Consider the following 15,114-nt stretch of genomic DNA (forward strand, 5'->3'; position numbering starts at 1 on the left):
GCAATCGGCAATCGGCAATCGGCAATCGGCAATCGGCAATCGGCAATCGGCAATCGGCAATCGGCAATCGGCAATCGTAAATGGTATTACTCAAAGCGATCCGTAACCGCCCCCAGGCTGGCCGAGGAGACGAGGCGAGCGTATTTGGCGAGGACGCCACGGGGATAGCGTGGCGCGGGCGCTGTCCACTCGGCGCGGCGGCGAGCCAACTCTTCGTCGGGAACGTTGAGTTGCAGCAGAAGCTGATCGGCATCAATGGTAATGGTGTCGCCCTCGTGTACGAGGGCCAGCGCACCGCCCACCGCCGCTTCAGGGGCGACATGGCCCACCACGAGGCCGTAGGTGCCGCCTGAGAAGCGCCCGTCGGTGATCAGCCCAACGCTGTCGCCCAAACCGGCCCCGATGATAGCCGAGGTAGGCGCAAGCATCTCACGCATACCGGGGCCGCCCTTGGGCCCTTCGTAGCGGATCACCACCACATCGCCCGCCACAATCTTGCCCGCGAGAATGGCTTCGAGACACTGCTCTTCAGCATCGAAGACACGCGCCGGGCCGGTGATCACCCGCTGCTTGATGCCGGTAATCTTGGCCACACAGCCCTCTTCGGCCAGATTGCCGCGCAGAATCGCCAAATGGCCCTGAGCGTAGATCGGCTGCTCAATGGTATGAATGACATCCTGGCCCTCTGGAGGCGCATCGGGCACATGAGCCAGCGTCTCGGCCAGCGTCTCGCCCGTGATCGTGAGCGCATCGCCGTGCAGCAGGCCCGCATTGAGCAGCAGTTTCATCACCTGGGGCACGCCACCCACCTGGTGCAGATCGGTGGCCACATACTTGCCGGACGGCTTGAGGTCGCAGAGGACTGGCACGCGCTTACGGATAACCTCAAAGTCGTCAATCGTCAAGGGCACAGCGGCGGCATCAGCAATCGCCAGCAGATGCAGCACCGCGTTGGTCGAGCCACCCAGCGCCATAATCACCGCGATGGCATTCTCGAAGGCTTTGCGGCTCAGAATCTGGCGGGCGGTGCGCCCGGCCCGAATGGCCTCCACCAGCACCTCGCCCGAACGAGCGGTACTGATGGCCTTCTCTTCATCCTCAGCCGCCATAGTCGAGGAACCGGGCAGGCTCAGACCCAGCGCCTCAATTGCTGAGGACATAGTATTGGCGGTAAACATGCCGCCACAGGAGCCCGCTCCGGGGCAGGCGCGCCGTTCAACCTCCAGCAACTCAGCCTCATCAATGCGCCCGGCGCTATACTGGCCCACCGCCTCAAACGCGCTCACCACGGTCAGATCGCGCCCATCGTGGTGCCCCGGCTTGATCGTACCGCCATAGACAAAGATGCTCGGAACATCAAGGCGGGCGAGGGCAATCATAGCGCCGGGCATATTCTTATCACAACCCCCAATCGCCAGAATGCCGTCCATACGCTGGGCATTAACCACCGTCTCAATCGAGTCGGCAATCACCTCGCGGCTGAGCAGCGAAAACTTCATGCCCTCAGTGCCCATCGAAATCCCATCGCTCACCGTAATCGTGCCAAAGAGCTGCGGCATCGCCCCAGCATCCTTGATGGCCGCCTCGGCCCGCGTAGCCAGAGCGCCAATGCCCGCATTGCAGGGCGTAATCGTACTATGGGCATTGGCCACACCAACAATCGGCTTGCTAAAATCTTCATCATTGAAGCCAACGGCGCGCAACATCGCCCGATTAGGCGAACGCTGCGGACCCTCGGTAATCATGCGGCTACGGCGATTCTCACTCATGGAGTACCCTCTTTTCTTTAGAACATGGGAAGGTTTGTAGATACTTTACCGTTTGCGAGGACGCGAGGACGCGAGGACGCGAGGACGCGAGGACGCGAGGACGCGAGTTCCTTGCCTCACGCATCCTCGCAAGGTGGTAACGTAACCTTCGGCTTTTCTGAAACCTTCCCGCATGGGGCGAAAGCGATCCTATGGGTCTATTCTACCAGCAACAGACGCTCTGCATGGTATATGGTATAGTGTGGGTTGCCAATGTAAGCCAAGCGACGCGGCCCAGAGCTTTTTCGCGCTAAGGGTATGGTTTCAGAAACAGCCTTTCAGCTTTACCGTCGTAGTGCCGACTTATGGTCTTCCAGTAAATAATCCGCTAACCAGACCTCGCAGATCTGGCATATCTATCAGGTCTAGTCCGTGCCGCGACACCGGATTAATTTCTGGAAGACCATTAGTCGGCATCCGGGGGTTGTCGGCGACCTCAGCCGACTAAAGTCGGCACTACCTAATGGCGCAATATGGTAAAGTGGCCTGAAACCTGCCCTAAGAGGCTGTCTGAAAAGTCTATGAACTGGCGTTGGAGTGCCGGCTTTAGTCGGCTAAAGCCGGCACTCCAACGCGTGCCCACTAGCTTTTCAGACAGTTTCTGAGAGCTCTTTGAGGGGCGACAGCCAACCTGCAAAGCACACCTTGAATATTTGAGGAGACCACATGAATCGGAACGACCTTCGCACAATCAAGAGCTACGAGGGCTATCCCTGCCTCAGCATAACCCTACCGACCCATCGCACCTCGCCGGATAATAAGCAAGACCCGATCCGCGTGCGGAATCTGGTGACCCAAGCGACCAATCGCTTGCTGGAGTCCTTTTCGCGCCGCGAGGTGGCCGGGTTGCTGACCGATCTTGAGAATATTACCAACGAAATTGATTATACCCACACCCTCGATGGCCTGGCGATCTTTGTCAATGCTGATGTCGCCCTCAAGTTCTACCTGCCCTTCACGCTCAATGAGCGAGTCGTGATCGATCAGAACTTCTTTACCCGCGATCTTGTCTTTGCCATGAACCGCACCCCACGCTACTGGGTCTTGGCGCTCAGCGAAAAGCCGACGCGCCTCTATGAGGCGGTGCGCGAAGATCTCGAAGAGGTCACGGCGGGCACGCCCTTCCCCCTGACCCACGGCGGGCCTGGGGGGGCGAGTGGCTTGACCAACGATCCAGCGGTGAACCGCTCGGCGTTCCGCGATGAGCATCATCGCATCTTTTTTCGCAATGTAGACCAAGCGCTGGGTGAGTTGATGGCCCAAGACCCCCTGCCCCTTGCGGTGGTGGGTGTGGATCGCTTCATCTCCTTCTTCCGTGAAGTAGGTAGCCATAATGATAAGATTGTGACCACCTTGACCGGCAGCCACGACCGCACCTCGGCCCACGAGTTGGGCAAGTTGGTCTGGCCGTTGGTGAAGCAGAGCTTGGCGGCCAGCCGCCAGCAGGCTCTCAGCGAGCTTGACACGGCAGTGGGTGGCCAGCGCTATGCTTCAACCATTGGCGAAACCTGGCGTTTTGCCCGTGAGGGGCGCGGGGCGCTGCTGCTGGTTGAAGAGGGCTTCCACTACCCGGCGCGGGTCAATGCCAGCGGCACCGGCCTTGATCCGATTGAGGCTCCAAGCGGCCCCGAAGACATGGACGATGCCGTAGACGAGACCATCGAGACGGTGTTGAACATGGGCGGGCGGGTGGTCTTCTTTGAGGATGGCACCCTAGCACAGCATGACCGCATTGCGCTTATTTTGCGCTACTAAACGAGGTGAGGAGGCGAGAAGGCGAAGCTCTCGCGTCCTCGCCTCCTTCGCCTCCTCGCAAACTATCAAGTCGCTAGAAACCATCCCTTAAAGTATAGCGCTGCACATGATACGTCTACCAGAACAAGAGTGGCTGAAGAGCCTGCTCTTCGGCCTTTTTATTGTGCTTGGCACTCTGTTGGCCACGCTGATTGGTTACAACCTGGGCTTTACGCACCATCTTGCCGGTGATCAGGAGGTACGCCCGTGGGAGTTGCAACGGGCGATGCAGAACTTCCACCAGGAGGAGGTTAGTGGTAATTATGCCTTCTTCTGGACGCAAGCTGAGTCCCATATTTGCCTCCAAGCACTAGGGCGTATCCCACAAGCACGTGTCACGCTTGTGTTCCTTGGCGATGGCGCGGCGTTGCTTGGGCATACCGAGGCCCACCTGCTGGTCAATGGTGAACCGTTAGCCTCGTTACCCATGCTGGCAGGCGCACGACGCTACCATGTGCTGGTTGGCCCGCAACTCAGCGGCCAGGATGACCACTGTTTTACGCTCACGAGTGAAACAGCGATTCTGCCCAGCCATTCGCGTCCGCTAGGGGTGCCCTTTGTCAGTTTTGATCTCCAGCCGGTTGGTAGCGAACTGGTTATGCCTGCGCGTGAACAACTGCTGATCAATCTGCTCGTTGCCCTCGTGTGTGCTTGGCTGTTGCGCGCCTTTGGCTTGCCACGCTGGCTCGTTGGCCTCATGCTGTTTGGCACGGTCGTAGCCCTCTTGAGCCTGATAGGGGCCGGCTTCCTCATTGTTGGCGTTGCGGTCAATCGGATGCTGCCCCCCGTCATTGGTGGCCTAGCGGTCACAGCGGCAGGCATCGCAGCCGCACGGCGCTGGGCGCTGCACCCTCGGCTCACCGATCCGTGGAGCGGTGGTCTGTTGGCCCGCGATCTAGCGGGTATGGCTTTTTGGAGCATTGTACTCTGGGGCGGAATTGAGGTGATTCAGTTCTACAGTGGCCATACGGGGGGCGTCTGGCCGCTCAAGGCCAATCTCTATCCCGCCTATACGCCCCTGGTGGTAGTGCCAATAGCCCTCTTTGCACTCTGGATCGGCCTTGTGCTGGTGCAGGTGCGCCGTGTTGAGGATGGCTTGGGGACGACGCCAGCCAATTGGCGTATCCTTGCCCCCCCGCTGCTGCTGATCTTCATTGGAGCCTTGCTGCTGCCTGTGGTCTTGAAGGGAACTGTGCGTGGCTGGGAGTCGCTCTATACCACCTTTGCCAATGAGTATGACTACCAGCACGATGTGCCGCGCTTCAATGATGCGCTGACCATTCTGCGCGACTATGTGGCCCTCTCGCCGACTCTCAGCCACCATAATAGCAACCATCCGCCTGGGAGTCTGCTGCTGCTCTGGGGCGTGGTGCAGATCGCTGGCCCTGGTGTCGTGGTCACAAGTTGGGTCGCCATGCTGCTCGGCTGTCTCGCGGTATTAGCCGCAGTCTGGCTCGGTTGGCAGCTCGGTGGCCCACTGTTGGGCCTCTTGGCTGGCGCGATCTTTGTGGTAATGCCGGGGCATCAGATCTACAATGTCACCTCGATGGACGCCCTCTTCAGTGCCCTGATTGCCCTGGGTGCGGTCGGGTTCCTGCTAGCCCTCGAACCAAAGGCTGGGTTAGGCAAAGCGGTGCTGAGTGGGGCGCTGATTGCCCTAGCACTCTTCTTTACCTATACCGCGACCCAACTCTTCTTTTTGGGCGTGGTCACCTTCATCTTTGCGGTGCTGCGGGCCTATCCGCCAGGGGGCGGATGGCAACACTTGCTGCGCTCAATGGGCCATCCCCTACGCCAAGGCTTGATCAGTGCGGCTACGATCTTGCTGCTCTACCTGCTGCTCTATGTAGCTACAGGCTTCAATGTGGTTGAAGCGGTACGCAAAGCCTCCGCACTCAATAGCATTGCCATGCATGGCGTAGACAGCATGTATCGGCCTCTACCCTTCCTGCCGCCCTCAATGGCTACCTACACCGACTTCCTGGCCCCCAATATTGCCCCCTTTCTCTGGTACTTTGCGCCCTGGGGTATGACCGCACTCTCGGCGGTACTCCTCAGTCGCATCTTTCAACATCGGAAGTTCGAATTTTTAGATAGCATCGTTTTTGCTTTGGCGGGCGTCGTGCTAGGCATGTGGCTGAGTGGCCTCTTCATTCGTGAAGTGGAACGGGTCTGGGCCTTCACCTACCCCCTCACCGCCGTGCTGATTGCCTACCATGTCTGGCAAGGGCCAAGCCAAGCTGTGCGCCTCTGGCGCTTGGGCCTCTTCCTCGCCCTCTTTAGCGCCCAGGCCGTCTTGATGCGGACGTGGTTGTATACGTTTTGGTAGGGGGAGGGAGCAGAACAGAAGAGCAGGAGAACAGGGGAGCAGAGAGCATGAGAACAGGAGAACAGGGGAAGCGATGACTACCCATGATCGTGTTGGTTCGCCGGTGCGCCTGCCCGCATGGCGCACGGTGGTCTATGAAGTTGCGCTGAATGGCTGGCGCATTCTGCGCGAGACGGTGAACGATTTTAGCCTCTGGCGCATCATTGAGTACCCTTGGGCCACCAAGGCGCTCGAGTTGCGGCGCGGCGATCTGGTGCTTGATGTTGGTTCGGGTACCTCTTCCTACCCCCATATGCTCGCCAAAGAGGGGGTTGATGTGGTGGTGCTGGAACTTGATGCCGCACGGGTGCGCTGGCAATTGGCGAAACGCAGGGCAACCGCCCGCCCCGGCGATGGGCGCTTCTTCCCACTGGTGGCCAGCGCAACCCAGATGCCGATCCGCGATGGCAGTGTGGCCCGCATTGCGGCGGTCTCGTCGCTTGAGCATATCCCCGATGATGTAGCCGCAGGGCGCGAACTGGGCCGCGTGCTTGCGCCGGGCGGCATTGCGGCCCTCACGCTGCCCTATACCCGCAGCGAACGGCGCGCCTTCTTTGCAGGCATTCGGCGCTTTGTGCAGGTTGAACCCAACGCCTTTGTGCAAGAGGGCAAAGCTGGCTCCTTCTTCCGCTTCTATACCGACGAAGATCTGCAGCGTGTCTATGTGCGCCCGTGGGGTCTCGCCATGGGGCGGATCAGTGGCTTCGGGCGCTCGCTGCTCAATTGGCGCTACCACGAAACACGCATGACCCGCTACTGGCGCCGCTTTGTGCTCAAAGACCTCCTGCTGGCCTGGATTGTCCATCCACTGGAGGAGCGCTTTGATCGCAGCGAGCCGCTCTATGTGATGTTTACGCTACGCAAACGGTAGACGGAGAGAAATGATGAGGTCATAGAGGATTGAACCACAGAGGCACCGAGAACACAGAGATTTGGATTGAGTACGCTACATACAACAATCCTCGCAATGCACAAACACTTGAATATTATCTATAAAAAAACGCTCCCCCCTCTGTGCTCTCTGTGCCTCTGTGGTTCAATTCTCTGTGCCCTCTACAGAACCTCACTATATCCACAAAGAACTCCTAATTATGCACATACTCTACTGCATCCCGCGCTACGACAGCGCCGCGATGGGGAATCGTATTCATACCGAGGTGATTGCGGCCTGGCGCCAGCACGGGGTTACAGCGGAGGTATTAAGTTTAGCAGCCGGGCAACCTACGCTGAGCACCAGCGTCGAAGAGGGGGTGGTGGTGCATCGGCTGCCGGTGAGTGCCAATTGGCCTTTGAAGGTAGCCAATCGGCTTTGTGGCAGCCTCTTGCCCTACCCCTACCTCGCGGGCGCAGTGTGGCACTTTCGGCGCTTTCTGGCCACCCGCCGCTACGACCTGATCCATAGTGAGACCGCCTTCCCCTTGGGGTTGATGGTTGCCATGGTGCCGCCACGCCAGCGCCCACCGCTGGCGCTCACGCTGCCGGGCGCGGATATTATGGCCGAGCCGGAGTTTGACTATGGCTATGGGCGCTTTCGGACGGTGCGCTGGCTCTTGCCCTGGATCTTCCGCCAGGCTGCGCTGCTGCGGGCCGATTCGCCCCAATTGGGTGAGCTAGCCGTGCGCCTTGGGGCCAATCCACGCAAGCTTGTGCCGATGCCCTACAACATCACTGCCGATAGCTTCCCGCCCCCCGGCGATCTGCACGCCTTACGGCGTACAAGTCGTGCCCAGATTGTAGCCAAACACCAACTCGATCCGGCGCGGCCCATCATCGTGAGCCTCAACCGCCTGCACCCCTTCAAAGGCATTGCCTACCTCGTAGACGCCATGCCCCACCTGCGCCAAGCGGGCCTCGCGCCCCAACTGCTGATTGTTGGCCCCAGCCGTACAACACCGCGCTTTGGCGACTATGGCGCCTACTTGGCTCAACGCGCCGCCAAGCATAACCTCAGCGCCGACGTGCTGCTCGTCGGGGGCGTGCCCCACGAAGAAACCATGCGCTACATGGCCGCCGCCGACCTAGCCGTGGTACCCTCAGTGGCCGAATCCTTCAGCCGCGTTGTCCTCGAAGCAGCCGCCGTTGGCACCCCCCCAATTGTGACCCGCACCACCGGCGTGAGCGACTACGTAGCCGCTGCTGAGGCTGGACGCGTCGTTGATCCCCGTTCGGGCGCGTCCATCGCCGAGGCCATCATTGAGCTTTTGGGCAACCCCGACGCATGGGCGGCTTGCAGCCGCCGCGCCTACGCCTTGGCACCCAACTTCAGCTCCGAGCGGATTGCGGGCGCGCTGCTGGAACTGTATCGCCCCATCGTAGAGCGGGTGAGCAAGAACAGATTCGAGGTACCGAGCTATTGAACCACAGAGGCACTGAGGACACAGAGGCGTTGGAGTTGGGAGCAGACCAATCGTGGTTGCTCGCACTTCATCATCTCTGTGTTCTCGGTGCCTCTGTGGTGAAATTCTCTGTACCTCTCAAACCCTCTTGACTCTCATGTGTTCCTTTGCTATAATAGTGTCACAATAACACTAAATCATAGCGAGGAGGACGAGCAAGCATGAGCAAGCTAGTAACCCAAGCGACCCCCTTTCTTACCTATTTGGAGCAGTGGTACCAGGCGTTGCCCGCTAGAGATCTTGCGGCGATCATTGGTGATCAGCCGGAGCGCGTGGCGCTCTTTTCGATTGATCTGATCAATGGCTTCTGCAAGGATGGGCCACTCGCCGGGCCACGGGTGGGGGCGCTGGTTGAGCCGGTGGCGGCCCTCTTTACCCGCGCCTACGCCTTGGGGCTACGCAACCTCGTACTCACCCAAGATACCCATAGCCCTGATACGCCCGAGTTTGCGGCCTTTCCCCCCCACTGCATCGCCGGTAGCGCCGAGAGTCAGACGGTGGTAGAATTGGCCTCATTGCCCTTTGCCGACCAATTCACCACAATTGCCAAGAATTCGCTCAGTTCCCATCTGGGCACCACCTTGAGCGCATGGCTGGCCGAGCGCCCGCAGCTTACCACCTTCATCATTGTTGGCGACTGCACCGATCTCTGCGTCTACAGCATCGCGCTGCACCTGCGCCTCGAGGCCAATGCGCTCAACCTCGAGCGCCGCGTGATTGTGCCCGCCGCTGCTGTGGACACCTTCGATACACCAGTAGCCCTTGCGCGTGAATTGGGCATTATGGCCCACGATGGCGATCTGCACCACATGCTCTTTCTGCACCACATGGCCCAGAATGGCGTTGAGGTGGTTGGTACGCTTTAGACATGAAACTTCTCTTCTTCCCCTTCCTCCACTACAATCGCGCCGAGTTGCGCCAGCGCTTGGCGGGTAAGACGGTGCTGCTGACTGGGGCGAGCTATGGGATTGGTGAGGCGCTGGCTGAAGCGTTGGCACCTACGCAGGCCCATCTGCTCTTGGTGGCGCGCACCGAGGCCAAGTTGCGTGAAGTGCAGCAGCGCGTGGAAGCCCAAGGTGGTGTGGCTACGGTGCTGCCCTGCAACCTTGCCCAACGCGATCAGGTGCAAGCCTTGGCCGCCCAACTAGCCGCCTGGCCCAACGGCATTGACCTCGTGGTCAATAATGCGGGCCACTCGATCCGCCGCTCAATCTTTGCCTCACTTGAGCGCATGCACGACTTTGAGCGCACCATGGAGTTGAACTACTACGCGCCGGTACAACTGCTACTCGCCCTCATCCCCGGCCTCGTGGCGCGCCAAGGCCAGATCATCAACATCTCGGCAATCAATGTGCTGCTGCTGCCGCCACCCCACTGGGCCGCCTACCAAGCCTCCAAGACCGCCTTTGACCAATGGCTACGCTGCGTTGGCCCAGAGCTACAGCGCCGGGGCGTCAAGACCAGCTCCATCTACCTGCCCCTCGTCCGCACCCGCATGATTCTGCCAACCAAAGCCTATCGCCACATGCCCGCCATGCAACCCCACCAAGTCGCCGCACTGATCTGCCGCGCCATCATCGCCCAACGACGCACCTACACCCCCTGGTGGATACTCCCGGCCCAACTCGCCGCACTCCTCCTCCGCGAACCCTGGGAAGCTTGGCTAGGGCGAAGGAGGTAAGGGAAGCAGAAATTGTCAAGTATCCCAACAGCCTGTCATGCTGAATAGTACATATTCGCAGGCATCGTAGTGCCGACGTTAGGGAAGCAGAAATTGTTGTTAGCGCGAAAAAGCCTTGGGTTGGCAGCCACCGCGCCGCTGGCTCGGTGGTTGAGCCTGTCGAAACCAGCCTGTCGAAGCCAAGCGGTGCGGCCCAGAACTTTTTCGCGCTAACAAATTGTTACGTATCCCAGCAGCCTGTCATGCTGAATAGTCTATGGGCGGGCATCGTAGTGCCGACTTATGGTCTTCCAGTAAATAATCCGCTAACCAGACCTCGCAGATCTGGCATATCTATCAGGTCTAGTCCGTGCCGCGACACCGGATTAATTTCTGGAAGACCATTAGTCGGCTGAGGTCTTTGGCAGCGATGGGAAGCCGACTAAAGTCGGCACTACCTACGGCATCTCAGGGTGGCAACGCAACGCAACGGGGCAATCAACAACATCCGCTTCCCTTAGTCGGCTGAGGTCTTTGGCAGCAATGGGAAGCCGACTAAAGTCGGCACTACCTACGGCGCAAAAAGGAACGCAAAAAACAGCGTTGCCTTCGCCTCAACAATGGGATAATCAAGAATCAAAAGGCCCAAAACGTGAGCAACAATCCATCTTTCCTGACGCCCACAAGCCTCTGGCGCTGGGGCCGGGCGCTTGCACAGACTGGTTTTAACCTCATGACGCTGCTGCAGGTGGTGGCTGAGGCTGATCCTGAGCGCAAAGCCATCGTCAGTGAACATGAATCCCTGAGCTACCACGCGTTGTGGCAACAGGCCGAGGCGCTGGCCTGCGCGTTGCAGCAGAACTATGGGCTACAGGCCCAACAGAATGTCGCCCTCATCTGCCGCAACCACCCAGCGAGCATTAAGGCGCTCTTTGGTTGTGCGCGCTTGGGTACCAATATCTACCTCGTCAACCCTGAGCAGAGTGCCGGGCAACTCTTGGCCCTGATTGAGCGCTTGGGCTTCACGTTTGTTATCCATGACCCTAGCCTTACCGCGACGATAGCCCAAGCCAAGCTGGGGGAACGGGCCTTGCCCACACACTATCCCAGTGGGCCCGCGCTTGAGCAGCTTGCCCAGACGCTGCCGAGCAGCCCGCACAAGCTGAAGCGCACCACCATGGGCCGCATTGTCGTCCTAACCAGTGGCAGCACCGGGCAACCCAAAGTCGCAGCCCGCCGCCCCTCGCCCCTCAACGTCATCCCGCCCTTCATTGCGCTACTCAAACAGGCCAAACTGCACCACTACCGCTCGATCTACCTGGCCCCGCCGATCTACCATGGCTACGGCCTCGCCATGCTCTTCATCGCTACCGCCTTGGGCCAAAGCATCCATATCACCGAACGCTTCAACGCAGCCCAAGCCTGTGACCTGATAGCCCAAGCGCAGATCGAAACCACCATCGTCCTGCCGATCATGCTGCAACGCATGCTCGATCACGATGCGCCAGCGCTCAACCCGCTACGCTGCATCATTGCGGGCAGTGCGCCCCTCGCCCCCACGCTGGCCAGCGCCACCCTTAGCCAACTCGGCCCCATCCTCTACAACCTCTACGGATCTTCCGAAGCAGGCTTCGCGCTGATGGCCACCCCCGCGCAGTTAGCGCAAAAACCGAACACGGTCGGCCAACCACTACTTGGCGTACGCACACGCATCGTCAAGGACGACAAACAGGACGCAGCGCCGCAACAGATCGGCGAACTACTCATCCGCAGCGCCTGGAGCATCAATGCTCAAGACTGGATCGCAACCGGCGACCTCGCCTACCGCGATAGCGCGGGCGACCTCTTCATCTGCGGGCGCAGCGACGACATGGTTGTCTCAGGGGGCGAAAAGGTCTACCCCATCGAACTTGAACAGATCCTCCAGACCCACCCCCACATCGCCGCCGTAGTTGTGGTAGGCATCCCCGACCCCGCCTTTGGCCAACGGCTCAAAGCGGTGATTGTCTGCAAAGCCAACCAGCCCCTTGATGAAGAAGCGCTCCGCACATGGCTCAAGCCCCGCATCGCCCGCTACCACATGCCCGCAGTGATCGAATTCCGCACCGAACTGCCCTATACCCCGTTGGGCAAAGTGGATAAGCGCTTGTTGATCTAGGTTTTTGGCGTACGACAAGGTTTTAGGATTACTTTACAGTTTGGTCTCCGACGGAGTGCCGACTTTAGTCGGCTGAGACCGCAGGTTGCTGTTAGATGCCGACTAATGGTCTTCCAGAAATTAATCCGGTGTCGCGGCACGGACTAGACCTGATAGATATGCCAGATCTGCGAGGTCTGGTTAGCGGATTATTTACTGGAAGACCATAAGTCGGCACTCCAACTGTAAAGCTGAAAGGCCGTTTCTGAAACCTTATCTTAGGCTTTAAACGCTTCACCCCAGAGGGAGCTCCACCTCGCTTTTCGCTGGGTGTGCCGTCCATGACTCGCCGAAAAGCTCTGCGCTGGAAACTATGATGCTGTAACTCCTCGGGTAAATCGCGCATAGACTGCCCTGGAGCCAAAGCCATAGCTCGTTGTATTTCTATACCTTTCAATTGGCGGAAGTAGTGGCCTTGAATTGCTCCTGGTGGTTTAAGATCCGCTTGTGGTAATGTATTTAGAGTTTCAACAATAGAGGGTGTTAAAGGCAAGTCTTTAGAGGCAAGATGAGCACCAGGAGCACCATAAGCTGTGTGTGTATATTCAGGAAACGATGGCACCCAACCCAAGCCACCTATAGCAATTACTCGTTTTCGGTATGGTGAGCATGCAGCTTCTTGCATCCACCATACTTTTCTTATGCTACTATACCAGCCATGATGAACGATCAACCCTCTACCGCCATGTCAAGCGCACGCATCAAGGCTTACCTTGTCCACCTCTATACCGCCTCCACCGTGGTGTTGTTGCTGCTTTCGACCATCTTCCTGCTGGATGGGCAGTTCGCGGCAGCGCTCTTTGCTATGCTGCTCTGTATTGTGATTGATGGAACCGATGGGATGTTGGCGCGCCGCTACAATGTGAAAAAGTATGTGCCTGAAGTTGATGGCCGCGCCATGGATGACGTGATTGACTTTGTGGCCTACGCCTTTCTCCCGGTCCTTTTCATGGTGCAAGCCGAGATGTTGCTCCAGCCGGTGCTGCTCTTTGGGGCGCTACCGCTGCTGGCTAGTGCCTTTGGGTTTGCGCGGGTTGATGTGAAGCTCGACGATGAAGGCTTCTTCCTCGGCTTTCCCTCCTACTGGAACCTGTTGGTTGCCTACCTCTACCTCATCAGTGCCCCGGCCTGGATCAACACGATTATTGTCATTGTCCTCTCTATCCTCGTCTTCATCCCCACGCGCTACATCTATATCACCCGGCTACCGCGCTACCGCAATGCCCACTTGGCAGCAGCAACGATCAGCGGCATCATCCTGCTTGTCTCTGTGCTGGTGGATGGCAATGCGCGCATTCTGCTTGCCCTGCTCTCGCTGCTCTACCCCATCTTCTACATCATCTATTCGTTGCGGCTCAACCGTGCCGCCCGTTAAGGAGGGCAATCCTCAGAAGCTGTCTGAAAAGCTAGTGGGCAGGCGTTGGAGTGCCGGCTTTAGCCGGCTGAAGCCGGCACTCCAACGCCAGTTCATGGATTTTTCAGACAGTCTCTCAAACGCTCGATGCCTGCGGCAAAGACATTTGGCGTCGTTAAGGCCGAAAGCATCAGATGGGTACCGGGTACTTCGCCGTAGAAGTAGCCAGGATGTACCAGCAGACCGCGCTGCATGAGGAAGTGTACAAGCGCATCTTCGTCTTCCCATCCGCGAATGGCAGGGAAGAGGTAGTAGCCACCGTCGGGCGGGCGGGCATGGATGTGGGGATGGTTGTGGAGTTGGGTTAACGCCAGGGTCAGGTTGTGACGCACCCGCTCGACCATACCTTGCACAAAGGGCATGCCGCTGCTGAAGAGCTGCGGCAAGAGCTGTTGGCTAAGACTGTTCGCACTGAGAAAGGTGTCGTTGAGCAGTTCAAGGCGCGGGGCCAAGCTGCGGGCGGCTTGGTTCAGTGCGATCCAGCCGAGCTTCAGATCGGGTAATGCAAACAGCTTCGAGATGCCATTGAGTGTCAAGACTGGCAAATCGGGATGTAAGGCCGCCAATGGTGGCACATGCGCCACTCCGTAGCTGAAGGGTGCAAAAACCTCATCGCAGATCACCGGCAGCCCCAACTGCGCTAGTGCGGCCACTGGTTGGCTAACCACTGCACCAGTGGGGTTGTGGGGCGAAACGATCAGGACAGCGCGGGTACGACGGTTGGCAGCGGCCAATAGTCCCGCTTCATCAATCCGCCAACCCTCAGCCTCGTTCAGCGGGTAGGGCCGCAACTCAAGTTGACGCAGTTCGGCCAAATACTCAAAGAGCGGGTAGGTCACATTAGGGGCCAGCAGGTTGTCCCCTGGATCGGCCAGCAGGGCAAAGAGCAGCGCATAGGCTTCACTCGTGCTGGCCGTAAGAAAGATGTCGTCAACGTCAAGCTCTAGCCCCGGCGTGCGCTCGGCGTAGTAGCGACAGATAGCAGTGCGTGCCGCCGGGTTGCCGTGCGGATCAGGCTGGTAGCGCCGCGTCGCCCAAAAAGCCTCGCTCGCCTGCTGCAACAACTCAGGCGGAAAGAACAAACCCTGTGCGGTCGGGTTGCTACTCGTGAGATCGAGCAGATCACCTGTCGCAATCCGCTGCTGACGGGCCTGCTCAAACGCATTTGGACTCAGGTCAAGCTGGGTATAGACACCAGGCATGTTTCGATTGTAGATTGTAGATTGCAGATTGTAGATTGCAGATTGCAGATTGCAGATTGTAGATTGCAGATTGCCGAACATGGCATCCCAAAGGGCTCTAGCATGCTTGATCATGCGGCACGTTCAAGGGTAATGGTATAAGGGAAAAGGATGTTGTTGATTGCCCCATTGCTTTGCCACTCTGAGAGGCCGTAGGTAGTGCCGACGTTAGTCGGCTTCCCATCGCTGCCAAAGACCTCAGCCGACTAACGTCGGCACTACGATGCCCGCCCATG

General features: G+C 58.6%; 10 protein-coding genes. 8 read left to right on the plus strand and 2 right to left on the minus strand.

The window, feature by feature from the left end:
- Positions 1 to 86 precede the first annotated feature (86 nt).
- Positions 87 to 1,769: a dihydroxy-acid dehydratase gene (ilvD, locus tag CJ255_RS18010; RefSeq protein WP_097645482.1), complete on the minus strand. Its 1,683-nt coding sequence runs from the start codon at positions 1,767 to 1,769 to the stop codon at positions 87 to 89.
- Between the two features lie 705 nt (positions 1,770 to 2,474).
- On the opposite strand from ilvD, the gene CJ255_RS18015 reads away from it, so the two are divergent.
- The 8 genes from CJ255_RS18015 (at position 2,475) to CJ255_RS18050 (ending at position 13,598) form a co-directional block, all read left to right on the plus strand.
- Positions 2,475 to 3,563 (plus strand): AOC03_06830 family ribosome hibernation factor, encoded by a 1,089-nt coding sequence (locus CJ255_RS18015; RefSeq protein ID WP_097645483.1) that lies wholly within the window; start codon positions 2,475 to 2,477, stop codon positions 3,561 to 3,563.
- 106 nt (positions 3,564 to 3,669) lie between these two features.
- A complete protein-coding gene (locus CJ255_RS18020) occupies positions 3,670 to 5,931 on the plus strand; it encodes a hypothetical protein (RefSeq protein WP_097645484.1) in 2,262 nt (753 codons plus the stop codon).
- A 73-nt stretch (positions 5,932 to 6,004) separates the two neighbouring features.
- Positions 6,005 to 6,841 carry a class I SAM-dependent methyltransferase gene (locus CJ255_RS18025; RefSeq protein ID WP_097645485.1) on the plus strand — a complete coding sequence of 279 codons (837 nt, stop codon included), beginning with the start codon at positions 6,005 to 6,007 and terminating at the stop codon, positions 6,839 to 6,841.
- A gap of 220 nt (positions 6,842 to 7,061) precedes the next feature.
- The gene (locus CJ255_RS18030; RefSeq protein ID WP_097645486.1) at positions 7,062 to 8,327 is read left to right on the plus strand and encodes a glycosyltransferase family 4 protein; all 1,266 of its coding nucleotides are present in this window, start codon (positions 7,062 to 7,064) and stop codon (positions 8,325 to 8,327) included.
- A gap of 200 nt (positions 8,328 to 8,527) precedes the next feature.
- Positions 8,528 to 9,232, plus strand: coding sequence for a cysteine hydrolase family protein (locus CJ255_RS18035; RefSeq protein WP_097645487.1), 705 nt, complete (start codon positions 8,528 to 8,530; stop codon positions 9,230 to 9,232).
- A gap of 2 nt (positions 9,233 to 9,234) precedes the next feature.
- Positions 9,235 to 10,047: an SDR family NAD(P)-dependent oxidoreductase gene (locus CJ255_RS18040; RefSeq protein ID WP_097645488.1), complete on the plus strand. Its 813-nt coding sequence runs from the start codon at positions 9,235 to 9,237 to the stop codon at positions 10,045 to 10,047.
- Between the two features lie 631 nt (positions 10,048 to 10,678).
- Positions 10,679 to 12,184, plus strand: coding sequence for an AMP-binding protein (locus CJ255_RS18045; protein ID WP_217352476.1), 1,506 nt, complete (start codon positions 10,679 to 10,681; stop codon positions 12,182 to 12,184).
- A 697-nt stretch (positions 12,185 to 12,881) separates the two neighbouring features.
- Positions 12,882 to 13,598 (plus strand): CDP-alcohol phosphatidyltransferase family protein, encoded by a 717-nt coding sequence (locus CJ255_RS18050; RefSeq protein ID WP_097645489.1) that lies wholly within the window; start codon positions 12,882 to 12,884, stop codon positions 13,596 to 13,598.
- A gap of 92 nt (positions 13,599 to 13,690) precedes the next feature.
- Here CJ255_RS18050 and CJ255_RS18055 read toward each other — a convergent pair whose 3' ends face one another.
- Positions 13,691 to 14,953, minus strand: coding sequence for a pyridoxal phosphate-dependent aminotransferase (locus tag CJ255_RS18055; protein WP_245863553.1), 1,263 nt, complete (start codon positions 14,951 to 14,953; stop codon positions 13,691 to 13,693).
- Between the last annotated feature and the right edge of the window lie 161 nt (positions 14,954 to 15,114).

Origin of the sequence: Candidatus Viridilinea mediisalina (assembly GCF_002532535.1) — a bacterium.
Taxonomy (GTDB): Bacteria; Chloroflexota; Chloroflexia; order Chloroflexales; family Chloroflexaceae; genus Viridilinea; species Viridilinea mediisalina.